The organism is Lentzea sp. NPDC036949, from assembly GCF_055608075.1.
The window spans coordinates 63,691-88,800 of record NZ_JBVJRA010000020.1; the positions used below are offsets into that span (position 1 = coordinate 63,691).

23 protein-coding genes are annotated in these 25,110 nt (G+C 70.7%); 15 read left to right on the forward strand and 8 right to left on the reverse strand.

The window, feature by feature from the left end; genetic code table 11:
• Positions 1–68 precede the first annotated feature (68 nt).
• Together ACZ7CD_RS36135 and ACZ7CD_RS36140 are read left to right on the forward strand one after the other, a co-directional pair.
• Positions 69–320, forward strand: a complete 252-nt coding sequence (locus ACZ7CD_RS36135; RefSeq protein WP_360399060.1) for a DUF3040 domain-containing protein — start codon at positions 69–71, stop codon at positions 318–320.
• 78 nt (positions 321–398) lie between these two features.
• Positions 399–1,994, forward strand: a complete 1,596-nt coding sequence (locus ACZ7CD_RS36140) for an ABC-F family ATP-binding cassette domain-containing protein (protein WP_360399057.1) — start codon at positions 399–401, stop codon at positions 1,992–1,994.
• A 118-nt stretch (positions 1,995–2,112) separates the two neighbouring features.
• Here the strand turns inward: ACZ7CD_RS36140 and ACZ7CD_RS36145 are convergent, their stop codons facing one another.
• The 4 genes from ACZ7CD_RS36145 to rocD form a co-directional block, all read right to left on the reverse strand.
• Positions 2,113–2,541 (reverse strand): GNAT family N-acetyltransferase, encoded by a 429-nt coding sequence (locus tag ACZ7CD_RS36145; protein ID WP_360399054.1) that lies wholly within the window; start codon positions 2,539–2,541, stop codon positions 2,113–2,115.
• A 69-nt stretch (positions 2,542–2,610) separates the two neighbouring features.
• Complete coding sequence (locus tag ACZ7CD_RS36150; RefSeq protein ID WP_458433625.1) at positions 2,611–3,990, reverse strand: DUF2252 domain-containing protein; 1,380 nt, start codon at positions 3,988–3,990, stop codon at positions 2,611–2,613.
• Between the two features lie 97 nt (positions 3,991–4,087).
• Positions 4,088–4,642, reverse strand: coding sequence for a DinB family protein (locus tag ACZ7CD_RS36155; protein WP_458433624.1), 555 nt, complete (start codon positions 4,640–4,642; stop codon positions 4,088–4,090).
• A 16-nt stretch (positions 4,643–4,658) separates the two neighbouring features.
• Positions 4,659–5,900: an ornithine--oxo-acid transaminase gene (gene rocD, locus ACZ7CD_RS36160; protein ID WP_360399045.1), complete on the reverse strand. Its 1,242-nt coding sequence runs from the start codon at positions 5,898–5,900 to the stop codon at positions 4,659–4,661.
• A 140-nt stretch (positions 5,901–6,040) separates the two neighbouring features.
• On the opposite strand from rocD, the gene ACZ7CD_RS36165 reads away from it, so the two are divergent.
• From ACZ7CD_RS36165 to ACZ7CD_RS36200, 8 genes are all read left to right on the forward strand, one after another.
• Positions 6,041–6,871: a PPK2 family polyphosphate kinase gene (locus ACZ7CD_RS36165; protein WP_360399042.1), complete on the forward strand. Its 831-nt coding sequence runs from the start codon at positions 6,041–6,043 to the stop codon at positions 6,869–6,871.
• A 150-nt stretch (positions 6,872–7,021) separates the two neighbouring features.
• A complete protein-coding gene (locus tag ACZ7CD_RS36170) occupies positions 7,022–8,077 on the forward strand; it encodes a lactonase family protein (protein ID WP_470380663.1) in 1,056 nt (351 codons plus the stop codon).
• Between the two features lie 99 nt (positions 8,078–8,176).
• Positions 8,177–8,944, forward strand: a complete 768-nt coding sequence (locus ACZ7CD_RS36175) for a HipA family kinase (RefSeq protein ID WP_470368840.1) — start codon at positions 8,177–8,179, stop codon at positions 8,942–8,944.
• On the forward strand, positions 8,928–9,314 hold the full coding sequence (locus tag ACZ7CD_RS36180; RefSeq protein WP_360399033.1) for a DUF3037 domain-containing protein: 387 nt from the start codon (positions 8,928–8,930) through the stop codon (positions 9,312–9,314). Before ACZ7CD_RS36175 ends, ACZ7CD_RS36180 begins: the two co-directional genes overlap by 17 nt.
• 174 nt (positions 9,315–9,488) lie before the next feature.
• Positions 9,489–10,406 carry an LCP family protein gene (locus ACZ7CD_RS36185; RefSeq protein WP_360399030.1) on the forward strand — a complete coding sequence of 306 codons (918 nt, stop codon included), beginning with the start codon at positions 9,489–9,491 and terminating at the stop codon, positions 10,404–10,406.
• 289 nt (positions 10,407–10,695) lie between these two features.
• Positions 10,696–11,427, forward strand: a complete 732-nt coding sequence (locus ACZ7CD_RS36190) for an SDR family NAD(P)-dependent oxidoreductase (protein WP_360399027.1) — start codon at positions 10,696–10,698, stop codon at positions 11,425–11,427.
• Between the two features lie 10 nt (positions 11,428–11,437).
• On the forward strand, positions 11,438–12,745 hold the full coding sequence (locus ACZ7CD_RS36195) for an MFS transporter (RefSeq protein ID WP_360399024.1): 1,308 nt from the start codon (positions 11,438–11,440) through the stop codon (positions 12,743–12,745).
• Positions 12,742–14,289, forward strand: a complete 1,548-nt coding sequence (locus tag ACZ7CD_RS36200; RefSeq protein ID WP_470368839.1) for a helix-turn-helix domain-containing protein — start codon at positions 12,742–12,744, stop codon at positions 14,287–14,289. The genes ACZ7CD_RS36195 and ACZ7CD_RS36200 overlap by 4 nt, the downstream gene beginning before the upstream one ends.
• A 253-nt stretch (positions 14,290–14,542) precedes the next feature.
• Here ACZ7CD_RS36200 and ACZ7CD_RS36205 read toward each other — a convergent pair whose 3' ends face one another.
• The 4 genes from ACZ7CD_RS36205 to ACZ7CD_RS36220 all read right to left on the reverse strand — a co-directional run bounded on the left by ACZ7CD_RS36205 (position 14,543) and on the right by ACZ7CD_RS36220 (position 18,965).
• Complete coding sequence (locus ACZ7CD_RS36205; RefSeq protein WP_470380664.1) at positions 14,543–16,012, reverse strand: GMC family oxidoreductase; 1,470 nt, start codon at positions 16,010–16,012, stop codon at positions 14,543–14,545.
• A complete protein-coding gene (locus ACZ7CD_RS36210; protein ID WP_470380665.1) occupies positions 16,009–17,466 on the reverse strand; it encodes an aldehyde dehydrogenase family protein in 1,458 nt (485 codons plus the stop codon). The genes ACZ7CD_RS36205 and ACZ7CD_RS36210 overlap by 4 nt, the downstream gene beginning before the upstream one ends.
• Positions 17,467–17,547: 81 nt before the next feature.
• On the reverse strand, positions 17,548–18,648 hold the full coding sequence (locus ACZ7CD_RS36215; protein ID WP_470380666.1) for an NAD(P)/FAD-dependent oxidoreductase: 1,101 nt from the start codon (positions 18,646–18,648) through the stop codon (positions 17,548–17,550).
• Positions 18,645–18,965 carry a bifunctional 3-phenylpropionate/cinnamic acid dioxygenase ferredoxin subunit gene (locus tag ACZ7CD_RS36220; RefSeq protein ID WP_360399009.1) on the reverse strand — a complete coding sequence of 107 codons (321 nt, stop codon included), beginning with the start codon at positions 18,963–18,965 and terminating at the stop codon, positions 18,645–18,647. Before ACZ7CD_RS36220 ends, ACZ7CD_RS36215 begins: the two co-directional genes overlap by 4 nt.
• Positions 18,966–19,084: 119 nt before the next feature.
• Between ACZ7CD_RS36220 and ACZ7CD_RS36225 the strand changes: the two genes are divergently transcribed.
• The 5 genes from ACZ7CD_RS36225 (at position 19,085) to ACZ7CD_RS36245 (ending at position 24,971) form a co-directional block, all read left to right on the forward strand.
• Entirely contained in the window at positions 19,085–19,855 is a 771-nt protein-coding gene (locus ACZ7CD_RS36225) for an IclR family transcriptional regulator (protein ID WP_458433617.1), read from the forward strand.
• Between the two features lie 191 nt (positions 19,856–20,046).
• Positions 20,047–22,410 (forward strand): GcvT family protein, encoded by a 2,364-nt coding sequence (locus ACZ7CD_RS36230; RefSeq protein WP_470380667.1) that lies wholly within the window; start codon positions 20,047–20,049, stop codon positions 22,408–22,410.
• Positions 22,407–23,507 carry an N-methyl-L-tryptophan oxidase gene (gene solA, locus ACZ7CD_RS36235; protein ID WP_470368834.1) on the forward strand — a complete coding sequence of 367 codons (1,101 nt, stop codon included), beginning with the start codon at positions 22,407–22,409 and terminating at the stop codon, positions 23,505–23,507. Before ACZ7CD_RS36230 ends, solA begins: the two co-directional genes overlap by 4 nt.
• On the forward strand, positions 23,504–24,616 hold the full coding sequence (locus ACZ7CD_RS36240; RefSeq protein WP_458433614.1) for an aromatic ring-hydroxylating oxygenase subunit alpha: 1,113 nt from the start codon (positions 23,504–23,506) through the stop codon (positions 24,614–24,616). The genes solA and ACZ7CD_RS36240 overlap by 4 nt, the downstream gene beginning before the upstream one ends.
• Positions 24,617–24,659: 43 nt before the next feature.
• A complete protein-coding gene (locus ACZ7CD_RS36245) occupies positions 24,660–24,971 on the forward strand; it encodes a hypothetical protein (RefSeq protein WP_458434456.1) in 312 nt (103 codons plus the stop codon).
• Positions 24,972–25,110: the final 139 nt, after the last annotated feature.

The window sequence follows — 25,110 nt, forward strand, 5'->3', positions numbered from 1 at the left end:
TGTTCTTCGAGTATCCCCTGGTGGACGAGTGGGAATGATGACGTCCCGACGTCTCCCCGGAGGCCCCGATGCTGAGCGAAGCCGAACGCCGCTCCCTCGACGAGATCGAGCAGCGGCTCCGCACCGAAGAACCCGGTCTGGCCCGCGCCATGGCCAGCTCGCGGTCCGCGCGGCCGTGGCTGTTCTGGCTCCTGCTGGTCGTGTTCGGCGGGTTGACCGTGCTGTGCCTGACGATCTCCGCGTTCGGGCCGGCGTTCCAGTGCCTGCTGGTGACCGCCGGCGTGCTCGTGTGGCACCGGCATCCGATACGCATCCGCTGATATCCAATATATTGCTCAGCGCAGAGGCTGTCCGAAACTCGGTGGCGCCCGGCCCCCTGCTGCCGTGACCATCTCGGCGTGGGTTATCTGGAAGCGAACGGGCTGGCGTACGCACTCCCCGACGGCCGGGAGCTGTTCCGCGACGTCTCGTTCAAGGTGAGCGGCGGGACCGTCGTCGCGCTGGTGGGGGCGAACGGGGTCGGCAAGACGACGCTGCAGCGCATCCTGTCCGGCGAGCTGACGCCGAAGCAGGGCAGCGTGCACGTGCAGGGCGGGCTCGCGGTGATGCCGCAGTTCATCGGCTCGGTGCGCGACGACACCCTGGTCAGGGACCTGCTGCTGGCCGTGGCGCCGCAGCCGTTGCGCGCGGCCGCGAAGGAGCTCGATGACGCCGAGCTCGCGTTGATGGACACCGACGACGAGGCCGCGCAGATGCGGTACGCGACCGCGCTCACCGACTACGGCGAGGCCGGCGGGTACGACGTCGAGGTGCTCTGGGACACCGTGACGGTGGCGGCGCTCGGCCTGCCGTTCGACCGCGCCCGGTTCCGCGAGGTGCGCACGCTGTCGGGTGGCGAGCAGAAGCGGCTGGTGCTGGAGGCGTTGCTGCGCGGCCACGAACAGGTGCTCCTGCTCGACGAGCCGGACAACTACCTCGACGTGCCCGGCAAGCGCTGGCTGGAGGACCGCCTGCGCGCCACCGACAAGGCCGTGCTGGTCGTGAGCCACGACCGCGAGCTGCTCGCGAACGCCGCCACGCACGTCGTGACCGTCGAGGCGCACTCGGCGTGGACGCACCCCGGTTCGTTCGCGACCTGGCACGACGCCCGCGCGCGGCGCATCGAGAAGCTGCTGGAGGACCACCGCCGCTGGAACGAGGAGCACGAACGCCTCAAGGAGCTCGTGCGCTCACTGCAGCAGCAGGCGAAGTACTACGAGTCGATGGCACCGAAGTACCGCGTGATGGCCGCACGGTTGCAACGGTTCGAGGACGCGGGACCGCCACCGGAGGTCCCGCAGGACGAGAAGGTCGCCCCGCGGCTCCGTGGCGGCCGCACCGGTGTCCGCGCGATCACGTGCGAGCAGCTGGAGCTGACCGGGCTGATGAAGCCGTTCTCACAGGAGATCTTCTTCGGTGACCGGGTGGCGGTGCTGGGTTCCAACGGCTCGGGCAAGAGCCACTTCCTGCGCCTGCTCGGCGGTGACGACGTGCGCACCACAGGCGCGTGGAAGCTCGGCGCGCGCGTTGTGCCGGGTCTGTTCGCGCAGACGCACGAGCACCCGGAGTGGCTCGGCCGCACGCTCGTGGACATCCTCTGGCACGGCGACGGTCAGCGCGCCGGCCGCGACCGGGGTGCCGCGATGTCGGTGCTGCAGCGCTACGGCCTGCACCAGGCGGGCGACCAGCGGTTCGAGCACCTGTCCGGCGGCCAGCAGGCCCGGTTCCAGATCCTGCTGCTGGAGCTGTCCGGTGCGACGCTGCTGCTGCTCGACGAGCCGACCGACAACCTCGACCTCGCCTCCGCGGAGGCGTTGCAGGACGCGCTCGCCGACTTCGAGGGCACCGTCGTCGCGGTGACGCACGACCGGTGGTTCGCGCGGTCGTTCGACCGGTTCCTGCACTTCCGCGCGGACGGACGCGTGTCCGAAGTGGACGAGCCGGTCTGGACCTGAGCCCCCGCCTCTCGTCCTCCCTGGCCAGGCATCTGCAAGTACCACCAACACATGATCAAATCGCCGCTGACCACCACCAACTTGTTCGCCATCTGCCGAACCAGGGCCGCGGGCGGGGTCAGGCCTCCGGTGGAACGGTGAACGGCAGGTTCCAGGCGACGAGCGCGCCGTCGCCGACCAGCCCGCCGGCCTTGCGGTAGGTGGCCTGCGCCGCCGTGTCGCCGGTGGCGGTGCCGGTCCACATCGCGTAGCAGCCCCGTTCCGCCGCCAGCGTGCGCAGCGCCTCGACCAGCGCCGTGCCGATGCCGCGGCGCAGGAACGCCTCGTCCACGCCCAGCTCGTAGAGGAACATCTCGGTGCCCTTGTCCGGGTGCGTGGTCTCCACACCGGACACGAACCCGGCCGGCCGCTCGCCGACGTAGGCGATCAGCAGGTGGTGGTGGTCCTGGGCGAGGAACCGCGCCGTCGCGTCCGGCAGCGGCGGCGTGTCGAACAGGTGCGCTGCGGCGGACACGTCGTCGGGGGAGGCGGCGCGGCGGATCTTCATGTGACCAGGCTAAACATTCTTCCCACCCGCCTCGGTGCGGCGGATCCGCTGGCGTGTCGGCCCGCGCGGTCACTCGACGTGCGCGGGCAGCTTCCCGTTCTTGACCAGCGCCGCGAGCTCGGCGTGGTCGGCCTCGGTCCGGTCGGCGTAGTCGAACGCGTACTTCGCGAACGCCTCGTCGAGGTCCTCGCCGCCGCCGTTGCGGAAGTAGCCCGCGAGCAGCCGCGGGTCGACCGAGCGGGTGTGCGCGCGGGCCAGCAGAGCGCCCGCGAACCGGCCGTAGTCGTCGAGGTCGTCGCGCTTGAGCGTGGTCGCGTCGATCTCGCCCTTGCGGTTGCGGAACTGCCGCACGATGAACGGCCGGCCCTCGATCGTCGTCCAGCCCAGCAGGATGTCGGTCTCGGCCTGCACCAGCCGCGCGCCGTGCACGATCCGCTTGCCCTCGTGCTTGGCCGGCTCGACGTCCAGGAACGGCTGCAGCGCCGACGGCCTGGCCTCCTTGCACTGCAGCACGAGCGCCTCGTCCCCGTTGCCGTGCAACAGGACCAGGTAGTTGCGCAGGCCGACGCTGCCGGTGCCGACGACCCGGAACGCCACGTCCGACACGCCATAGCGCATGATCAGGTTGGTCCGGGACTCGCGCAGGGTGTCCACGTAGGACGGCAGTGCGGCGACCACCGCGTCGGCGGTGCGCTGCGTGACGGAGGTGAAGGTCGGCGGGTTCGTGACGAACCGCCACCGCTCGCCGTCGTGCGCGGTCCACCTCGCGGCGAACCGGGCACTGGTGTTCTTGCGCGACTTCTGCGCTGCCTTGGAGAAGTCGTTGATCAGGTCGTCGGCCTTGACCTTCGACAGCGTCGACTCGTCGCCCAGTGCGGTCCACGATTCCATGAACGGGACCTCCGCCAGGTGCGCGATCACCGAGCGGTAGGCGCTGACGGCGTCCTCGGCGGCGTCACGGCACCCCTTGTCGGACACGCCGCCGGTGCGCCCGGCGAGCACCAGCGACGTGACGAGCCGCTTGAGGTCCCACTCCCACGGGCCCGGCAGCGTCTCGTCGAAGTCGTTGACGTCCATGACGATCTGGCCCTCGGGCGTGCCGTAGAGGCCGAAGTTCGCCGCGTGCGCGTCACCGCACAGCTGGGCGTGCACACCGGTCGAGACCCCGGCGGCCAGGTCGCCCGCCTGCAGGCCGGCCGCGCCGCGGAAGAACGCGAACGGGTTGGCCAGCATCCGCCCGATCCGCAACGGGACCAGGTGCTCCAGCCGGCCCTGGTTGCTCGCGTGCAGGAACTCCTCTACCGAGGGGCGCCGCGCGGCCAGCGAGACGGCCCTGTGCGCCTTGAAGTCCACAGTGGACCGCAACGCGCGGCCTCGCGCGTAGACCTCCTCCGGCTCGACCCACCGGCCCAGCGCGGCGGCAGCCCGAGCCCGCACCCGTTCACCCATGCGAGCCATGATGCATCGGCCGGGTGGACGGTGTGCCTGGTCCGCAGCATTTGTGACCTACGGCCCTGAGTCGATTCGCCCAGACGGGCACGAACCGTCACGCGTTGCGCGCGGCGCGGTCGATCTCCGCCCTCCGCCGCTCCCAGAACGCCGCGTCCCTGCCCGTGACCTCGACCGTGCCGTCGAGCTGCTCGCGCAGGACGTCGGCGTGCCCGGCGTGCCGGTTGGTCTCGGTGAGCACGTGGACGAGGACGTTGAACAACAGCACGTCCGGGCGCGGCCACCACGGGACGTGGCCGGGCGCGTCGACCGGCAGCGCGGCGATCGTCGCGTCCGAGTGCTCCCAGGCGCGCCGATAGCCCTCGACGATCTCCGCGCGCGTCTCGTGCTCGGTCGCCCACAGGTCGGTGCCGCGCACCGCCGGGTCGTCCCAGCGGGCCACCGGCCACGGACACCGACGGCCGAAGACCTCGCCGAAGTAGCGGGACTCCGTGAGGGTCAGGTGCTTGACCAGGCCGAGCAGGTTCGTGCCCGTCGTGGTCAGCGGCCGGCGGGCGTCGTACTCGGACAGCCCGTCGAGCTTGCGCACCATCACCTCACGGATCTCCCGGAGGTCCTCGTGCAGGTACTGCTTCGCGAAGTCGTCGATCACCCCGCCAGGGTGCCAGCTACGGCGCGACCACCGCCGCGATCGCCCGCACACCGAGGTCGATCTCGTCCCGCGTGATCACCAGCGGCGGCGCGACGCGCAACGTGGACGCGTGGGTCTCCTTGCACAGCACGCCCCGCGCGGAGAGCGCCTCGGACGCCGCACGGCCGACCGGGCCGCCGGGCGCGATCTCGACACCGGCCCACAGGCCGCGCCCGCGCACCTCGGCGACGCCGTGGCCGACCAGCTTGCCGAGCTCGGCGTGCAGGTACCCGCCCAGCTCGCGGGACCGCTCCTGGAACTCGCCGGTGGCCAGCAGCCGCACCACCGCGCGGCCGACGGCGCAGGCGAGCGGGTTGCCGCCGAACGTGGAGCCGTGCTCGCCGGGCTTGAGCACACCCAGCACCGCCTTCGACCCGACCACCGCGGACACCGGCAGGATGCCGCCGCCCAGCGCCTTGCCCAGCGTGTAGAGGTCGGCGCGCACACCCTCGTGGTCGAGCGCGAACAGCTCACCGGTGCGGCCGAGACCGGACTGGATCTCGTCGGCGATCATCAGCACGTCGTGCTCGTCGCACAGGCGGCGGATGCCCGCGAGGTACCCGGCGGGCGGCACGACGACGCCGGCCTCGCCCTGGATCGGCTCGATCAGCACGGCGGCGGTGCGCTCGGAGATCGCGGACTCGACCTCGTCGAGGTTGCCGTACTTGACGACCTTGAAGCCCGGCGTGAACGGACCGAAGTCGTTGCGCGCGGTGTCGTCGGTGGAGAACGACACGATCGTCGTGGTGCGGCCGTGGAAGTTCGAGCCGGCCACGATGATCTCGGCAGTGCCCTCGGGCACGCCCTTGACCCGGTAGGCCCACTTGCGCGCCACCTTGATCGCGGACTCGACGGCCTCCGCGCCGGAGTTCATCGCGAGGACCAGCTCGGTGCCGGTGAGCTGGGCGAGCTCGCGGCAGAACAGGCCGAACTGGTCGTGGTGGAACGCGCGGCTGGTGAGCGTCACGCGGCCGAGCTGCTCGACGGCGGCGGCCACCAGGTCGGGGTGGCGGTGGCCGAAGTTCAGCGACGAGTAGCCGGACAGGAAGTCGAGGTAACGGCGCCCCTCGACGTCGGTGACCCACGCCCCCTCGCCGTGCGAGATGACCACCGGCAGCGGGTGGTAGTTGTGCGTGCTCCACTCCTCGTCGAGTGCGACGTAATCAGCGCTGGCCAGGTTCATGGTTCCCCTGGTGTGGTGGTCGGCGATGGCGGTCATCCTCCAAGGCTAGGGTGCCGGACAGGCGATTTCAGCCGCGAAGCGTTGCGGATAGCCGTCAAATGTTGCGTAGATCCACCAATCGGTGGGTGATCTTTGCATGACGAGCGGACTGGGCGGTGAATCGCTACGGTCGACTGATGGCGAAGAAGTCGGTTCGTGCGGCCCTGCGACTCGACGAGGTGGACCTCTCCACCCTCGACCCGGCCGGTCGGCCGATCGGGCCGGCGAACAAGAAGGAGGCGGCCGAGGACCTCGCCGCCACCGGGACCGAGCTGGACCGCCTGCAGGAGGCGCTCTACGCGGAGGACTCCCGTGCGGTCCTGCTGGTGCTGCAGGGCATGGACACCTCGGGCAAGGGCGGGGTCGTCAGCCACGTCGTCGGCCTGGTGAACCCGCAGGGCGTGCGGATCGCTTCGTTCAAGAAGCCGACCCCGGCCGAACGCCGCCAGCACTTCCTGACACGGGTCCGCAAGGCGCTGCCGGAGAAGGGCCGCATCGGCGCGTTCGACCGCTCGCACTACGAGGACGTGCTGGTGCCGAAGGTGGAGAAGCTGCTGACGGCGGCGGAGCTGCGCAAGCGGTACAGCGAGATCAACGACTTCGAGGCCGAGCTCGCCGAGAGCGGAACCACGCTCATCAAGTGCTTCCTGCACATCTCGCCGGAGGTGCAGAAGGAGCGGCTGCTCGCACGGCTGGACGACCCGCGCAAGAACTGGAAGTACAACCCGGCCGACATCGACGTGCGGTCCAAGTGGTCGAAGTACCAGGAGGCGTACACGGCGGCGTTGCGGGCCTGCTCGGCGACGCCCTGGTACGCGGTGCCCGCCGACCGCAAGTGGTACCGGAACTGGGCGGTGAGCCGGCTGCTGCTGGAGACGCTGCGCGAGATGGACCCGAAGTTCCCGCAGCCCGCCTACGACCTCGCGGCCGAGAAGGCCAGGCTGATCTCCGCCGACCCGTTGCGGTAGGCGCAATCTTTGTTGCACCTATTGCCGGACTGTATCGATCTGGGCCACTGTGGGCTGCGCCGCCGCCGTTGAGATCGAACCGGAGGTGCGGACGTGGGTGTGGACCGGCGACGATTTCTCGGAGCCATGGGCGTGGGAGCGGGACTGCTGATGACCGGAGGAACCGCCGAGGCGGCTGCCACCACGCGGAGAGTCTTCTTCGGGGCGTACACGACGTGGAGCGGTGGCGCCCAGGGCATCGGCATCGGCACCTACGACACCGCCTCGGGGCAGCTGCGGCAGACCGGTGTCATCAAGGGCGTGGTGAACCCCTCGTTCGTCGTCGAGTCGCGCGACGGCCGCTTCCTCTACGCGGTCAACGAGACGAGCAACGGCGAGGTCACCGCGATCGACGCCACCTCGCTGAAGGTGGTCAACAAGGTCGCGACCGGTGGCGCCGACCCGTGCCACCTGACGCTGGACCCGTCGGGCCGGTACCTGATCACCGCCGACTACTCGTCGGGCACGCTCAGCGTGTTCCCGCTGCGCTCCGACGGCGGCATCGGCGCGCGGTCGCAGCTGGTGCGGCACACCGGCTCCGGCCCCGACCCGGACCGCCAGCAGGGCCCGCACGCCCACCAGGTCCTGTTCGACCCGGCCGGCCGGTACGCGCTGGCCGTCGACCTGGGCGCGGACGCCGTGTTCACCTACTCGCTGGCGGCCGGGAAGCTCACCAGGGTCGCGACGGCGAAGCTCAAGCCCGGCGCCGGACCGCGGCACCTGGCGTTCCACCCGAACGGCAAGGTCGCCTACGTGGCCAACGAGCTCGACTCGACCATCGTGTCGTGCGGCTACGCCGACGGGCGGCTCACGCCCGGCCAGGTCCTGCAGACCGCACCGGCGGGCGGGGCGCGCAACTACCCGGCCGAGGTCCTGGTCTCCGGCGACGGCAGGTTCGTCTACCTGTCCAACCGCGGCCACGACAGCGTCGCGCAGTTCGCGGTGAGCGGCGCCGAGCTGTCCCTGGTCGGCACCACGCCGGTCGGCGGCAGGTACCCGCGGCACATCACCACCGACCCGAGCGGGCGGTTCCTGTTCGCCGCCAACCAGAACTCGAACACGGTCACGTCGTTCGCCGTGGACGGCGCGACCGGCAAGCTGACCCCGTCCGGAACCGCGCTGCAGACCCCGATCCCGGTCTGCGTGCTGCCCGCGCGGCTGGGGTGACGCCCGCTCGCCGCGGTGGCGTCCCCCGCCACCGCGGCCGGCCGAGCCGGAGCGGAATCCCGCTCGGCTCCGCGCGGGTGTTCGTGTGATCATGCGCGGGTGAGTTCTCTGAGGGAGGTCACGGCCACCCGGTACGTGACGCCGTTCCGCGAGGGCGGTTCCATGCCGGGGCTGGTCGAGGCCGATGACCTGGGCATGTACGTGGTGAAGTTCCGCGGCGCGGGGCAGGGCGTGAAGGTGCTCGTCGCCGAGGTGGTCGTCGGCGAGCTGGCGCGGCGGCTGGGGTTCCGGGTGCCGGAGATCGTGCTCGTGCACCTCGACCCCGAGCTGGCCCGCGCGGAACCGGACCAGGAGGTCCAGGAGCTGCTGCGCGCCAGCGGCGGGCTCAACCTCGGCTTCGACTACCTGCCCGGCTCGTTCGACTTCAACCCGGTGGTGCGCGACCCCGGTGTGGAGCTCGCGACCCGGCTGCTGTGGTTCGACGCGCTCACCCTCAACGTCGACCGCAGCTGGCGCAACCCGAACATGCTGCTGTGGCACCGGGAACCGTGGCTCATCGACCACGGCGCGAGCCTGTACTTCCACTACTCCTGGAGCGAGGACAGGCCCGCCACCAAGGAGTTCCGCTACGACGCCTCCGACCACGCCGTGCTGCCCAACGCCGGTGCTCTGTCCGAAGTGGACGCGGAGTTCGCCGCGAAGATCACGCCGGAGCTGCTCGACGAGGTGCTCGCGCTCGTGCCCGACGAGTGGCTGGAGGGTGATCCGCAGGAACTCAGGCGGCGCTACAAGGACTTCTTCACCTTTCGCCTCGCCCACCGCGGCTGGGTCGACTCGCTGGAGGCCGCGCGTGCCGCACGTGTTTGAGTACGCGCTGCTGCGGGCGGTGCCGCGGCAGGAGCGGGGCGAGTTCGTGAACGTCGGCGTGATCGTCTACTGCGCCGCGCTGGACTTCCTGTGCGCGAAGACCCATGTGGACGGTGACCGGCTCCGGGCGCTCGACCCGGCGCTCGACCTCGAGACGCTCGGCAGCAGCCTGGCCCACCTCGCGAGCTCGTGCGACGGCACGCCGGACGCGGGACCGGTGAGCCGGACGACGATCGGGCAGCGGTTCCGGTGGCTCACGGCGCCGCGCAGCACCGTCGTGCAGACCTCGCCCGCGCACACGGGCTGGACCGACGACCCGTCGGCTGAGGTCACCCGCCTCTTCGAAGCGCTCGTGCTGCCGCCCCGGTAGGTTCGTCGCAACCTGAACGGGCGCACCGCGTCCCTAGGTGCAAAGCGAAACTGATGCGATCGGGGTTGGCGACACATGAGCGCTGGGTACCACCAGGGCTATCAGCAGCAGCGGCGTCCCATGCCGCAGGGGCGACCGAGGAAGAGGAAGCGTCCCGGACGCACCATCCTCGTCGTGCTGCTGGTCTTGCTGCTGGCCGCAGTCGGGTTCTTCTTCTACGTCGACTCGACCCTCAAGCGCATCGACGCGCTGCCGGACTACGAGGGGCGGCCGGCCGAGACGCCGGGCACCACGTGGCTGCTCGTCGGTTCCGACGCGCGGGAAGGCCTGTCGCAGGAGCAGAAGGACGCTCTCGCGACCGGTGACGCGGCGGGCCGGCGCACCGACACCATCATGATGCTGCACCTGCCGGACAACAGCGCGGCCAAGCCGACGCTGCTGTCGTTGCCGCGCGACTCCTACGTCCCCATCCCGGAGAACGGGCGCAACAAGATCAACGCGGCGTTCGCGTTCGGTGGGCCGCAGCTGCTCGTGCGGACCGTCGAGGGTGCGACGGGCGTGCGGATCGACCACTACATGGAGATCGGCTTCGGCGGGTTCTCCGACATGGTCGACGCGGTCGGCGGCGTCGACATCTGCATCGACGAGCCGATCAAGGACCCGCTGGCCGGCATCGACCTGCCCGCCGGCTGCCAGGAGCTCGACGGGCCGCAGGCGCTCGGGTTCGTGCGGACCCGTGCGTTCGCGACCGCGGACCTGCAGCGCGTGCAGAACCAGCGCAAGTTCCTGTCGGCGCTGTTCGAGAAGGTGCAGAGCCCTGCCACCCTCGCGAACCCGTTCCGCGTCGTTCCGCTGCTCAACGCGGCGTCCGGTGCGGTGTCGGTCAACGAGGACGACCACGTGTGGCACCTCGCGAGCGTCGCCCTCAACATGGGCGAGGCGCAGAGCGGGACGGTGCCGATCGCGGGCACCCCGACGGTGCCCGGTGCGGGTTCGGTCGTGCAGTGGAACAAGGAGCAGGCGTCCCAGCTGTTCGACCTGATCAGCAAGGACCAGCCGGTTCCCGCTGACCTGATCGCTGTCCCGAAGTAGTCACTCGGCGGGTTCGGGGACGGGCTCCGAACCGGTCAGACCGGCCTCCTGTGCGATCTCTTCGAGCTCGCGCAGGAGGTCGTCGTATATGGGTGTCAAAGACATGGTGGTAGCCCCCTCGTTCTGATCTTCCCCCGTTCAGGTGACGGGAGCTTACGCCCCTGTACCCGGCGTTCTCGCGACATATGCCCGAATCTCGCTAAATGGTGGCTAAATCTACCTTGCGACCAGGCAATATGTGGAGCCGCCACATGTCGGTCACGACCGGTCACGCCTACCGTTTCCGGCCATGTCGAGTGTCACGGGCCACACCGCACTGGTCACCGGAGCCGCCAGCGGCATCGGCCTGGCCTGCGCCCGCGCCCTGTCGTCTGACGGCGCGAAAGTCCACCTGGTCGACGTCGACCCCGGCGTGCTGCCGCTCGCCGAGGAGATCGGCGGTGTCGGGCACGTCCTCGACCTGACCGGTGACGTCGGCGCGTTGCCCGCCGAGGTCGACGTCCTCGTCAACAACGCCGGCGTGCAGCACGTCGCCCCCATCCACGAGTTCCCCGCCGACCGCTTCTCGGCGATGCTGGAGCTCATGCTCGGTGCCGCGTTCCGGCTCACCCGGCACGTCCTGCCGCACATGTACGACCGCGGCTGGGGACGGCTGGTCCACGTCTCCAGCGTGCACGGGCTGCGGGCGTCGGCGTTCAAGTCCGCCTACGTGGCGGCGAAGCACGGCCTGGAAGGCTTCTCCAAGGTCGCCGCGATCGAGGGCGCGCCGCACGGCGTGACCTCCAACTGCGTGGCACCCGGCTACGTGCGGACCCCGTTGGTGGAGAAGCAGATCGCCGACCAGGCGCGGGTGCACGGCATCCCCGCGGCCGACGTCGCGGAGCAGGTCTTCCTCAAGCGCAGCGCAGTCAAGCGGCTGATCGAGCCCGACGAGGTGGCGGCAGCCGTGCTGTGGTTGTGCGACAACAGTTTTGTGACCGGTACGTCGTTGGCCGTCGACGGCGGCTGGACTGCTCAATGAGGAGTTGTCGATGATCAAGAAAGTGGTTGGGGCCTCACTCATCGGGACAACGGTGGAGTGGTACGACTTCTTCCTCTACGGGTCGGCCGCCGCCCTGGTGTTCAACAAGCTCTTCTTCCCGACCGCCGATCCGCTGACCGGCACGCTGCTCGCCTTCACCACGTACGCGATCGGCTTCCTCGCGCGGCCGCTGGGCGGGCTGGTGTTCGGCCACTACGGCGACCGGCTGGGGCGCAAGAAGCTGCTGGTGCTGTCGTTGTTGCTGATGGGTGGCGCGACGATGCTGATGGGCGTGTTGCCCACGTACGCGTCGGTGGGCGTCCTGGCGCCGTTGCTGCTGACGTTCCTGCGGCTGGTGCAGGGCTTCGCGCTCGGCGGCGAGTGGGGCGGGGCCGTGCTCATCGTGTCCGAGCACGGTGACCCGCAGCGGCGCGGGTTCTGGGCGTCGTGGCCGCAGGCCGGTGTGCCGTGCGGCAACCTGCTCGCGACGGCGGTGCTCGCGGTCCTCGCGGCGGTGCAGTCGGACGCGGACTTCCTCGCGTGGGGCTGGCGCATCCCGTTCCTGCTCTCCGGTGTGCTCGTGGTGATCGGTCTGTGGATCCGGCTCACCGTGTCGGAGTCGCCGATCTTCCTGGCCGCCCAGGAGAAGGCGGCACAGGAGACGAAGGCGAAGGGGCCGGCCGAGGAGAAGGCGCCCGCGCTGGAGCTGCTCAAGCACAACTGGCGCGAGGTGCTGATCGCGATGGGCGCGCGGTTCGCCGAGAACGTGTCGTACTACGTGATCACGGCGTTCATCCTCGTCTACGTCGTCACCGGCCTCGGGCTGTCGAAGTCGGTCGGTCTCAACGCGGTGCTGGTCGCCTCGGCCGTGCACCTGGTGACGATCCCGGTGTGGGGCCACCTCTCCGACCGGTTCGGGCGGAAGCCGGTCTACCTCGTCGGCACGGTCGGCATGGCCGGGTGGATCTTCGCGTTCTTCGCGCTGCTCGACACCAGGGACCCGGTGCTGATCACCCTCGCCACGACCGTCGGACTCGTGCTGCACGGCGCGATGTACGGGCCGCAGGCGGCGTTCTTCTCGGAGCTGTTCGGGACGCGGGTGCGCTACTCGGGTGCGTCGGTCGGCTACCAGCTCGCCTCGATCGCGGCCGGCGCGCTGGCCCCGTTGATCGCGACCGCGCTGCTGCAGGCGTACGGGTCGTCGTTCCCCATCGCCGTCTACGTGGTCCTCACCTGCGTGATCACCGTGGTCGCGATCGTCTTCGCGAAGGAGACCCGTGGTGCGGACCTGGAGGAACGTGACAGGGTTGGGGTGTGACACGACGGCGTGAAGCCGAACTGGCGGCGTTGTTCGACACCGCGTCCGAGCTCGCGGGCATGCGCGAGCCGGACGCGGTCCTCCGCTCGATCGTGCGGAGGGCGCGCACGCTGCTCGGCACCGACCTGTCGTACCTGTCGATGAACGACCCGGCCGGCACCTACATGCGGGTGACGGACGGGTCGGTCTCGCCGCTCTTCCAGCAGGTCCGGCTCGGCCTCGGCGAGGGCCTGGGCGGGCTCGTGGCGCAGACCGCCCAGCCCTACGTCACGCCCGACTACTTCGGCGACGCCCGGTTCAACCACACCGGCCCGATCGACTCGGCGGTGCGCGACGAGGGCCTGGTGGCGATCCTGGGCGTGCCGCTGAAGCTCGGTTCGAAGGTCATCGGCGTGCTCTACGCGGCCGACCGGACCGCGCGGGAGTTCCCGCCGGAGGAGGTCTCGCTGCTGCAGTCGCTGGCCGACCACGCGGCCATCGCGATCGACACGGCGTCGCTGTTCGAGACCATCCAGGCCAACAACGCCGCGATGAAACGCGCGGAGGAGGCGCACGACCGGCTCACGGACCTGGTGCTGCGCGGTGGTTCCGCCGCCGACGTGGCCGCCGCGGTGGGGGAGCTGCTGGGCGGTGCGGTGGAGGTCCTGGAGACCGCGCCGACGTCCGCTGTGCGCGCCAACGGCCGTGCGGTGCGGATCGACGGCGTGTGGGTGTGCGCGGTGCTCGCGGGTTCGGAGCTGCTCGGCGGGGTCACCCTGTCCGGGCGGCCAGAGCTGTCGGACGCCGACCGGCGGCTGTTCGAACGGTCGGCGGTCGTGACGGCGTTGCTGTTGCTGCTGCGCAGGACCGTGGCGGAGGCGGAGAACAAGGTCCGCGGCGAGCTGATCACCGACCTCCTCGACGGGCGCGACCCGGCGGGGCTGCTGGCGCGGGCCCGCCGGGTCGGCGTCGAGCTGACCGACCCGCACGTCGTGCTCGTGGCGGACGGGAACCTGGGCGCCGCCACGCACTACGCGTCGGTCCACAGAGGACTGGCGGGCTCGCGGGACCGGGACGTGGTGCTGGCGCTGCCGTCCGGGTCGACGGCGGTCGCCCAGGAGGTCGCGCGGGCACTGGGAGCCACGGTCGGCGCGTCCGGGCCGGTCGCGGGGCCGGTGGCCATCGCGGCCGCCTACGAGGAGGCCCGCCGCTGCCTGCGGGCGCTGCGGTTGCTGGGCAGGGAGAAGGACGCCGCGACGATGGCCGACCTCGGGTTCGTCGGCGTGCTGCTCGGGGAACGCGCGGACGTGTCCGGCTACGTGCGGTCCGTGCTGGGCCCGGTGCTCGACTACGACACCGAACGCGGCACGGAGCTGGTGCACACGCTGGAGGTCTACTTCCGCTGCGGCGCGAGCCTGAGCCGCGCCAAGGCCGAGCTGCACCTCCACGTCAACACGGTCACGCAACGGCTCGACCGGGTCACGTCGCTGCTCGGCGACTGGCAGTCGCCGGACCGCGTGCTGGAGGTGCAGCTCGCCCTGCGGCTGCTGCGCCTCCTCGGCTGACACCGGCACCGCACCACCGGCCGCCGCGTCGGAGTCGCCGAACGGCTTCGCGATCGGCACGCAGAGCAGGCCGAGGCCGACCACGAGCGCACCGCTGAGGATCGAAGCCGTAGCACTGGTAGAGGTCGATGATGCCCGCCGCGAAGAACGCCGGCAGGTAGCCGCCGGAGCCTTCCGCGCCGTAGCTGACCGACGCGATGGTGACCAGCAGGGCGATCAGGTGGACCCAGCCGGTCCTCGGCGGTCACCACCACTACGCCTGCCTGATCAGGTCGGCGGCCCGCTCTCCGATCATGAGGACGGTGACCATGGGGTTCACCGTCGGCATGGTGGGGAACACGGACGCGTCGACGACGCGGAGGCCTTCGAGGCCGATGACCTTCAGGTCACCGTCCACGACGGACCCGATCGCGCAGGTGCCTGCCGGGTGGTAGACGGTGTGCGCGGCCCTGCGGCCGTACTCGGACAGCTCCTCGTCGCTCGTGACGTCCAGGCCGGGGGCGATCTCCCGCTTGAGCCACGACCTCAACGGCTCCTGCTCGGCGATCTTCCGCGCGATCCTGAAGCCGTCGACCAGGGTCTGCTCGTCGTAGCCGTCGGGGTGGGTGAAGTAGCCGAAGTCGAGCGCGGGCTTCTCCGCCGGGTCGCTGGACCGCAACCACATCCGGCCCCTGCTGTGCGGGCGCGGGACGTTCGGCGTCATGCACACGCCGTGCTCCACCGCCGGGTGGCCGAGGCGTTCCGTGTGGACGGTGAACGGGATCTGGTAGAAGTGGAACATCAGGTCCGGCCGCGGGTCGGCGGCGTCGCGGCGGATGAACAGGCCCGCGTCGGAGTCCATCACCGAGTTCTCCGGCAACGGTCCCGTGGTCTCCCACACGATCACCGACTCGGGGTGGTCGAGCAGGTTCTCGCCGACACCGGGCAGGTCGTGCTTCGGCTCGATGCCGATGCTGCTCAGGTGCTCGGCGTCACCGACGCCGGAGAGCATCAGCAGGCGGGGCGTGTCGATGGCGCCCGCGCACAGCAGGACCTCCTTGTTCGCCTCGACGTAGCCCTTGTCGGTGTGCACGCCGATCGCGCGGTCGCCGTCGAGCTCGATCTTGCTGGCCCACGTGTGGAGCAGCAGCGTCAGGTTCCTGCGCTCCAGGACCGGGTGCACGTACGCCGTGGACGCGCTCGAACGCTGGTTGCCCCTCTCCGGGTGGTAGGCGATGGAGAAGAAACCCACTCCGTTCTGGAACGGCCCGGCGTTGAAGTCCTCGACCTCGGGAACACCGGTGGCCCGCTGCGCCGCGGCCACGAAGTCCCGCGCGATCGGGTTCCGGTCCTTCTCCGCCACCGGGATGATGTTGAGCTGGACCCTGTCGAAGTACGGGCCGACCGCGTCCCACGTCCAGCCGTGGCCCCAGTCGTCGAGGTCCTGCGGCAGCGGCCGGAAGCAGATCAGCGTGTTGTGGCTGGAACACCCGCCCAGGACCTTCGCGCGGCTGTGCCGGATGTGCGAGTTGCCGTTGGGCTGCTCGACCGTCGGGTAGTCGTAGTCGTACTCGGTCTCCAGCAGGTTGATCCAGTTGCGCAGGTTCAGGATCTTCTCGTCGTCCACGTCGGAGGGACCGCCCTCGATGACCGCAACGGTGACGTTCTCGTCCTCGGTCAGCCGTGCCGCGAGCACGCAGCCCGCCGTGCCGCCGCCGACGATCACGTAGTCGTACGCGGTCACTCGGAGTCCTCCCGCGCGGAACGAGTGCGGCGTGCGAACCAGTTCTGGGCCTGCGGCTTGAGGTTCTGGTACACGTGCTTGGGCTCGGTGTACTCGTGCAGACCGGCGGTGCCGAGCTCGCGGCCGACACCGGAGCGCTTGAAGCCACCCCACTCGGCCTGCGGCAGGTAGGGGCCGAACTCGTTGATCCACATGGTGCCGTGGCGCAGCTTCCTGGCGACCCGCTGCGCCTTGTCGAGGTCCTGGCTCCACACACCGCCGGCGAGGCCGTAGTCGGTGTTGTTGCCCAGCGCGATCGCCTCCTGCTCGGTCTGGAAGCGCTCGGCGGTGATGATCGGGCCGAACGTCTCGTCCTGGACGAGCCGCATGTCCGCGCGGCAGTCCGCGTAGACGGTGGGGCGGAAGAAGAAACCGTTCCGCAGCTCGGGTTCGTCCGGGCGCCTGCCGCCGGCCTTCAGGGTGGCGCCCTCCTGCTCCGCGATCTCGACGTAACGCTCGACCTTGGCGCGGTGCTCGGCGGAGACGAGGGGACCGGACTCGGTGTCGGGGTCGAAGCCGTTGCCCAGCTTGACGAGCTCGGCCCGGCGGGCGACCTCGTCCACGAAGTCGTCGTAGACGTCGGTGTGCACGATGAGCCGCGTGCCGGACGAGCAGACCTGGCCCGCGTGGAAGAACGCGGCGGTGAGCGCGTAGTCGACGGCGACGTCGAGGTCGGCGTCCGCGAAGACGATGTTCGGGTTCTTGCCGCCCAGCTCCAGCGCGACCTTCTTCACCGTCCGCGCCGCGGCGGCCATGATCCGCTGACCGGTGGCGAGGCTGCCGGTGAACGAGATCAGGTCCACGTCCGGGTGCTCGCTCAGCGGGGCACCCACCTCGGGGCCGGTGCCGAGCACGAGGTTCGCGACACCGTCGGGCAGCCCGGCCTCGGTCAGCAGCTCGAACAGCTTGATCGTGGTGAGCGGGGTGATCTCGCTCGGTTTGGCGACCAGCGTGTTGCCCGCCAGCAGCGCCGGTGCGATCTTCCAGGAGATCTGCAGCAGCGGGTAGTTCCAGGGCGCGATCATGCCGCACACGCCGACCGGTTCGTGGTCGATGCGGCTGATGACGTCTTCCGGTGTGCCCTGGACGATCTTGGGGTGCAGCAGGCCGGCCAGCCCGCCGTAGTAGCGGAAGACCGAGACGACGTCGTCCACGTCGATCCGGCTCTCCACCAGCGTCTTGCCGGTGTCGAGGGTCTCGGTGCGGGCGATGTCCTCCTTGTCGCGCTCCAGCAGGTCCGCGACCCGGTTCAGCACGGCCGCGCGGTGCTCGGGCGCCGAGTGCTGCCAGTCGCCGTGGTCGAAAGCGGTTCTGGCCTTCGCGATCGCCTGGGTCGCCTGCTCGCGAGTGTGGTCCTCGACCTCGGTGAGAACACTCTGGTCGAAGGGGTTGATGATCTGCCGCACCGGCGACACGGAGGCCTCCCTCTCGTCTGTCCACGCAGGACATGGGGGTGTTGCCGGTCGCCGGCGGCGGTCAAACCGTGACAACCGTCTCTACCGGAGATCCCGGCGGAATCGGGTGAAGAGCCGGGCGTTGCTCATGGCCAGGACACCGACGACCGCGTCCTCGTCACGGTCGTCCCGGTAGGTCGCGACGAACTTCCGGTCCTCGATGGACCCGTCTTCGACGCGAACGACGTTCGTCGCTCGTCCGGCGAACTGGATCCGCACGCCGTACTGGTCCGACCACACGTAGCCGCCGCTGGCGTGCGTGGCGACGGTCTCGCCCGCGAGCAGGTTGCGGACGGCGACCTGCGCCTGCTCGGTGGCCGACGTCCAGTGCTCGGCGCGGTGCCCCGCGCAGTTGGCGACGTCCCCGACGGCGACGACGTTGCGGAGGTTCGTCACGCCGCCCGCGTCGCACGCGACGCCGTTGTTCAGGTCGACCGGGCCACCGGCGAGCCAGTCGGTCGCCGGGCGGGCTCCGATGCCCGCGACGACGACGTCGGCGCCGACGAGCCGGCCGTCGGCGAGCTTGATCCCGCCGTCAACGTTGACCGACTCAACGTTGACGCCGGTGATCAACGTTGATCCGTGGTCGCCGTGCAGCTGCCCGCACGCGGCGCCCATCTCCGGTCCCAGCACGCGGGTCAACGGCGTCGGCAGCGCCTCGACGACCGTGACCTCCTTGCCGAGCGCACGGGCGCTCGACGCGATCTCCGCGCCGATGAACCCGGCGCCGATGATGCCGACGTGCTGCGCGCCGGCGAACGCGTCGCGCAGCCGGGTCGCGTCGTCGAGGGTGCGCAGGACGTGCGTGCCCGGCATCGTGCGCGCGACACCGCCGGTGGCGATGACGAACCCGTCGGCGGCGACGGTGGTGCCGTCGCTGAGTGAGACTTCGCGCGCGGACAGCCCCGTGGCCCGCACGCCGAGCCGCCATTCCGCACCGAGCTCGTCCAGGTCCTCCTGGTCGGCCAGCGGCACCGCCTCGCACTTGCCCAGCAGGAAGTCCTTCGACAACGGCGGCCGGTCGTAGGGCAGGTGGACCTCCTCACCCACCACGACGACCCGTCCGTCGAACCCCTGCCTGCGCAGTGCCTGCGCCGACCTCAGACCGGCCAGCGAAGCACCGATGATCGCGATCGTCCTCACGCCACGTCCCTGTTCACCTCGACATCGACATAGACCTCACCATCCTCCACGCGAACGGGGTAGGTCCTCACCGGTCGTTTGGCGGGCAGACACGTGGGCTCGCCCGTGCGAAGGTCGAACGACGCGGCGTGCAGCGGGCACTCGACGAGGCACCCCTCCAGCCACCCCTCGCTGAGGGAGGCGTCCTGATGGGTGCAGGTGTCGTCGATGGCGTACAGGGTGCCGTCGGCGTTGAAGACGGCGATCGGCGCATGAGGGCCGACGATGCGCACCGCCTCTCCTGGGGGCAGGTCCGTGAGAGCGCAGGCGCGGATCATCGTCGGCCTCCGTTGCGTGAAGCGAAACGCGTTCCGAATGACGCAACACAATGTCCGGCTCCGCCGACTCGCCGTCAAGAGTTCGGCCGGGTGTTTTGCTTCCCGGTTACTGTTGCGCGATGGGCAACTCCGACTCGGCAGCTCAGGTGCAGTCCGTCGACCGGGCGATCAGCGTGCTGGAGCTGCTGGCCCAGGGCGAGGCCGGGATCACCGAGATCGCGGGTGAGCTGGGCGTGCACAAGTCCACGGTGTCGAGGCTCGTCTCCGTCCTGGAGGCCCGCGGACTGGTCGAGCAACTGGGGGAACGCGGTAAGTACGCGATCGGCTTCGGCGTGGTCCGGCTCGCGGGCGCCGCCACCGGCCGGATGGACCTCACCAAGCTCGGCCAGCCCGTCTGCCAGGCCCTCGCCGACGAGCTCGGCGAGACCGTGAACATCGCCGTGCACGACGCCGGCGTCGCCATCAACACCACCCAGGCCCGCGGTTCCGCCGCCGTCTCGGCGGTGAACTGGATCGGCCGGCGGACCCCGTTGCACGCCACCTCGTCCGGCAAGGTCCTCCTGGCCCACCTGCCGGAGGCCGAGCGCACGCGGCTGGCCGCGCAGGACCTCGACCCCTACACCGAGAACACCGTGGTCGACCCCGTTCGCCTGCTGGCCGAGCTCGACGAGGTCGCACGGCAGGGGTTCGCGGTGTGCTTCGAGGAGCTGGAGCTCGGCCTGCACGCGGTCGCGGTCCCGGTGCGCGGCCACCGCGGCGAGGTGGTCGCGGCGATGAGCGCGTCCGGGCCGTCGTACCGGTTGTCGCGGCACCGGGTGCGGGAGATCGTCCCGACGATGTCGGCGGCCGCGGCCGGTCTGTCGGCGCAGCTCGGCTACTTCGCGGGCTGAGCGGGCCCGTAAGCGTTCGGCGTGGGTGCCGCGCCAACCGAGGTCAACAGCACCGCTGCCGCCCGTTTTCACGGTCCGGCACACGCCCGCGGCACGAACGGCGGTATTGACAGGCGGTCCCGCTGGCCGCAGCTTGTTGCATATAGCGGAACGAGTTCTGTGACGCGCAACAGCGGCGAAGGGGTGTCCTGATGCCTGGTGCAGTGCCTCGCGTGGTGCTCGTGGGGGCGGGGATCGTCGGGTGCGCGCTCGCCGACGAGCTCACCGAACGCGGTTTCACCGACGTCACGGTCCTCGACCAGGCGGACGGGCCCGCGGCGGGCGGGTCCAGCGGCCACGCACCGGGCCTGGTGTTCCAGACGAACCCCTGCCGCAGCATGACCGCGTTCGCCCGCTACACGGTCGAGAAGTACACCGCGCTGGGCTGCTTCGACCAGGTCGGCGGCCTGGAGATCGCCACGACCCCCGAGCGGCTCGCCGACCTGTCCCGCCGGCACGGCTGGGCCACGGCGTGGGGCGTGCCGAGCCGGCTCGTCGACGCCGGCGAGGTGGCGCGCCTGCACTCGTTGCTCGACCACGACCAGGTCCTCGGCGGCTTCCTGATCCCGAGCGACGGTCTCGCGAGACCCGTTGCCGCCGCCGAGGTGCAGGCGCGGAGGGCGGTCGAGCGGGGCGCGCGGTTCGAGTACGGGCAGCGGGTCGTCGCCGTCGAGACCTCCGGCGACCGGGTGACCGCGGTGCGGACCGGGAGCGGCACCTTCCCGGCCGACGTCGTGGTGTCGTGCGCCGGGATGTGGGGGCCGGTGCTGGGGGAGATGGTCGGGCTGACCGTCCCGCTCGTGCCGATGGCGCACCAGTACGCCTTCACCGGTGAGCTGGCCGCCGACCCGCGGGCATTGGCGCGGCAGCCGATCCTGCGGCACCAGGAAGCCGACCTGTACTTCCGCTCGCACGGCCGGGCGCTGGGCATCGGGGCCTACGGGCACCGGCCCATGCCGATCGCCGCCGGGGACATCACCGGCTCGGAGCTGCCGTTCACCGAGGAGGACTTCGCGCCGTCGTGGGAGGCCGCGGTCGAGCTGTTCCCGGCACTGGCCGAGGCGGGGGTCGAGCGCGGGTTCAACGGGCTGTTCTCGTTCACCAGCGACGGGATGCCGCTGCTGGGGGAGCACCCGCGGGTGCGCGGGTTCTGGGTCGCGGAGGCGGTGTGGATCACGCACTCGGCCGGGGTGGCGCGGTCGGTGGCCGAGTGGATCGTCGACGGGCAGCCGCGGCTCGACCTGCACGCCAGCGACCTCGGCCGGTTCGAACAGGTGCAGCTGGCGCCGGACTACGTGCTGGAGCGCAGCTGCCGGAACTTCACCGAGGTCTACGACGTGCTGCACCCGCTGCAGCCCGTGGAGAGCCCCCGGCCGCTGCGGACGAGCCCCTTCTACGCGCGGCACCGGGAGCTGGGCGCGTTCTTCCTCGAAGCCGCCGGCTGGGAGCGGCCGCACTGGTTCGAGGCCAACGCGGACCTGCCCGAGGTCGCGGAGGTCCCGGAGCGCGGCGAGTGGGCGAGCCGGTACTGGTCGCCGATCTGCGGCGCCGAGGCCCTGGTGACGCGCAGGCGCGTGGCGATGTTCGACATGACCCCGTTGAAGCGGCTGGAGGTCAGCGGGCCGGGCGCGCTGGAGTTCCTGCAGCGCATGACGACCAACAACCTCCGGCGCAAACCGGGCGCGGTCGTGTACACGTTGCTGCTCGACGAGACCGGCGGTGTGCGCAGCGACCTCACGGTCGCGCGGCTCGACGAGACCACCTTCCAGGTCGGCGCCAACGGCAACCTCGACCTGGCGTGGCTCACCCGGCACGCACCGGACGACGTCCACGTCCGGGACATCACGGCGGGAACGTGCTGCATCGGCCTGTGGGGACCCAGGGCACGCGACCTGCTCAACGGCGTCGCGCACACGCTCGACACCGGGAAGGGCTACTTCACCGCGCAACGGGGGTTCGTCAAGAACGTGCCGGTGACCGCGCTGCGACTGTCCTATGTGGGCGAACTGGGCTGGGAGCTGTACACGACGGCCGACCTCGGCGTGACGCTGTGGGACACGCTGTGGGAGGCGGGGCGGGAGCACGGCGTGATCGCGGCCGGGCGCGGGGCGTTCGCGAGCCTGCGGCTGGAGAAGGGCTACCGGTCGTGGGGCACCGACGTGACCGACGAGCACGACCCGTTCGAGGCGGGCCTCGGGTTCGCGGTGCGGGAGGACGAGGACTTCCTCGGCAAGGAGGCGCTCGGGAAGCGTTCCAGCGACCGGAAGCTCACGTGTCTCGCGATCGACGACCCGCACCAGGTCGTCATGGGCAGCGAGCCGGTGTTCCACGGCGGTGAGCCGGTCGGGTACGTCACGAGCGCGGCCTACGGGTACACGACGGGCGTCAACATCGCCTACGCGTGGCTGCCCGAGGGCGTCGGCGAGGTCGAGATCGAGTACTTCGGCTCCAGGGTGCGCGCGCGGCCGGTGCCGGAGCCGCTGTTCGACCCCGGGATGAAGCGGCTGCGCGGGTGAGCGGCACCTACGACGTCGTCGTGGTCGGGCTCGGCGGCATGGGCAGCGCCGCGGCCTGGCACCTGGCCCGGCGCGGACTCCGGGTGCTGGGGCTCGAGCAGTTCACGCCCGTGCACGCACTGGGCTCCAGCCACGGCGAGTCGCGGATCACGCGGCAGGCCTACTTCGAGGACCCGGCCTACGTCCCGTTGCTGCTGCGCGCGCACGAGCTGTGGGACCGGGTCGAGCACGACAGCGGGCAGCGGATCTTCCACCGGGTCGGCGGCGTCCTCGTCGGCGCACCGGACAGCCGCACCGTCGCGGGCAGCCGGCGCAGCGCCGAGCAGTACGGCCTGCGGCACGAGGTGCTGGACGCGCACGACATCCGCCGGCGCTTCCCGGTGATGCGGCCGCACCCGCACGAGGTCGCGCTGCACGAACCCGGAGCGGGCTACGTCGTGCCGGAGAGCGCCGTGCGCGCCCACCTCGACCTCGCCGCACGGGCGGGCGCCGAGCTGCGCTTCGCGGAACCGGTGACCCGCTGGGAGGCCGGCCGCGTCACCACCGCGAAGGGCACCTACGAGACCGGTCACGTCGTCCTCGCACCGGGACCGTGGGCGCCGCGGCTGCTGGCGCACCTGGGCGTCACGTTCGAGGTCGAACGACAGGTGCAGCACTTCTTCCGCCCCACCGCGGACCTCCGCGACCACCCCACCTACATCTGGGAACGCGCCGGCCGCACGTTCTACGGCTTCCCCGAACGCGGCGGCACCGTCAAGGTCGCCATCTACGGCGAAGGCCGGTCCTGCACGCCGGAGACCATCGACCGCACCGTCCACGACCACGAGGTCGAGGCGGCCAGGGCGCTGGTCGCCGACCGGATGCCCGGTGTCACCGGCACCTTCGACCGGGCGTCCACCTGCATGTTCACCAACACCGCCGACGGCCACTTCGTGATCGCGCGCCAGGGCGGCGTCACGGTGGCGTGCGGGTTCTCCGGGCACGGCTTCAAGTTCGTGCCGGTGGTCGGCGAGATCGTCGCCGACCTCGCAGCCGAGGGTGCGACGAGGCACCCGATCGCCCTGTTCGACCCGGCGCGTCTGAGAGGCGGAGCATGACCGGCAGCCTGATCCCCACGCTGGAGGGCCGCTACTACACCGATCCCGCGATCTTCGAACGGGAACAGGCGGCCATCTTCGAGCGCATGTGGTTCTGCGCGGTCCGCGCGGCCGACCTCCCGGACGCCGGCGACTTCCGCACGGTGCAGGTCGGACGGGAGAGCGTGCTCGTCGCACGCGACCGCCGCGGTGCGCTCAACGCGTTCCTCAACGTGTGCCGCCACCGCGGCGCGCGCATCTGCGTCGAGGAGGCCGGCAGCGTCAAACGCGCGTTCCAGTGCCCTTACCACGCTTGGACCTACGCGTTGGACGGAAACCTGATCGCCGCACCCAACCTCACCTCAATGCCCGACGTCGATCGCGTTGCGTATGGACTGACGAAGGTGCATTTGCGCGAATGGCTCGGCTACGTGTGGGTGAACCTTTCGGACAGTCCTCCGAGGTTCGAGGACGACGTGCTGAGCGCGGTGACCGAACGTTTGGGGTCACTCGACGCCATCGACGGCTACGAGGTCGACCGGTTGTCCGTGGGCAGGCGGATCGTCTACGACGTCAGGGCCAACTGGAAGCTGATCATCGAGAACTTCATGGAGTGCTACCACTGCGCGACCATCCACCCCGAGCTGACCGAGGTGCTGCCCGAGTTCGCCGACGGCTACGCGGCGCAGTACTACGTCGGCCACGGCGCCGAGTTCGGCGAGGACGTCCAGGGGTTCACCGTCGACGGTGGTGAGGGCTTCGCAAGGCTTGCGGCGCTGGAGGAGGAACGCGACCGGAAGTACTACGCCATCACCGTCAAACCGCAGGTCTTCGTGAACCTCGTGCCGGACCACGTGATCGTGCACCGCATGTACCCGGTGGCCGCGGACCGGACGGTCGTGGAGTGCGATTGGCTCTACGCCAAGGAAGTCGTCGCCACCGGCCGTGACGTCTCCCGCTCGGTCGAGCTGTTCCACCGGGTGAACGAGCAGGACTTCGAAGCCTGCGAGCGATGCCAGCCCGCCATGGCCTCGAAGGCCTACGCGCAGGGCGGAGTGCTGGTGCCCTCCGAGCACCACATCGGCGACTTCCACGCCTGGCTCCTCCGCAAACTGGAATCAGCCGACTAGGGGATCGACTGGTCACCCGTGCACGCGAAAGCTTGCACGGGTGATGGAGCAGACGGACTTCTTGCCCCCCAACGGGGAGCACGATCTCCTCCGCCGCATCCGCCAACTGGCCGAGCGAGCGGAACGGACGGCGCACAACAGGTCCAACTTCGTGGGACCACCGCCGTCGCAGGAGCACCTCGACATCCTCGCGGAGATCAGGACGCTCTCCGAGGAGATGACGACGGCGAGCAGGAGCACGGCCGCGCCCGCGGTGGCGGCCAGACCCGCGGCCACCCCGGCGAGGGCGGTCACGCGGGCCGAGGAACTGCCCAGGCCCGCCAGGGCGGCCGACGACCTGCTGCCCAGATCGTGACGATCGGACCGGCACGGTCGAGCCGCGACGATCGGACCGCGACGATCGGACCGCGACGGTCGAGCCGCGACCGTCGAGCCGCGACCGTCGGACCGTCACGGCCGGGCAGCGACGGTCCGACCCGTGACGGTCCGGCTCG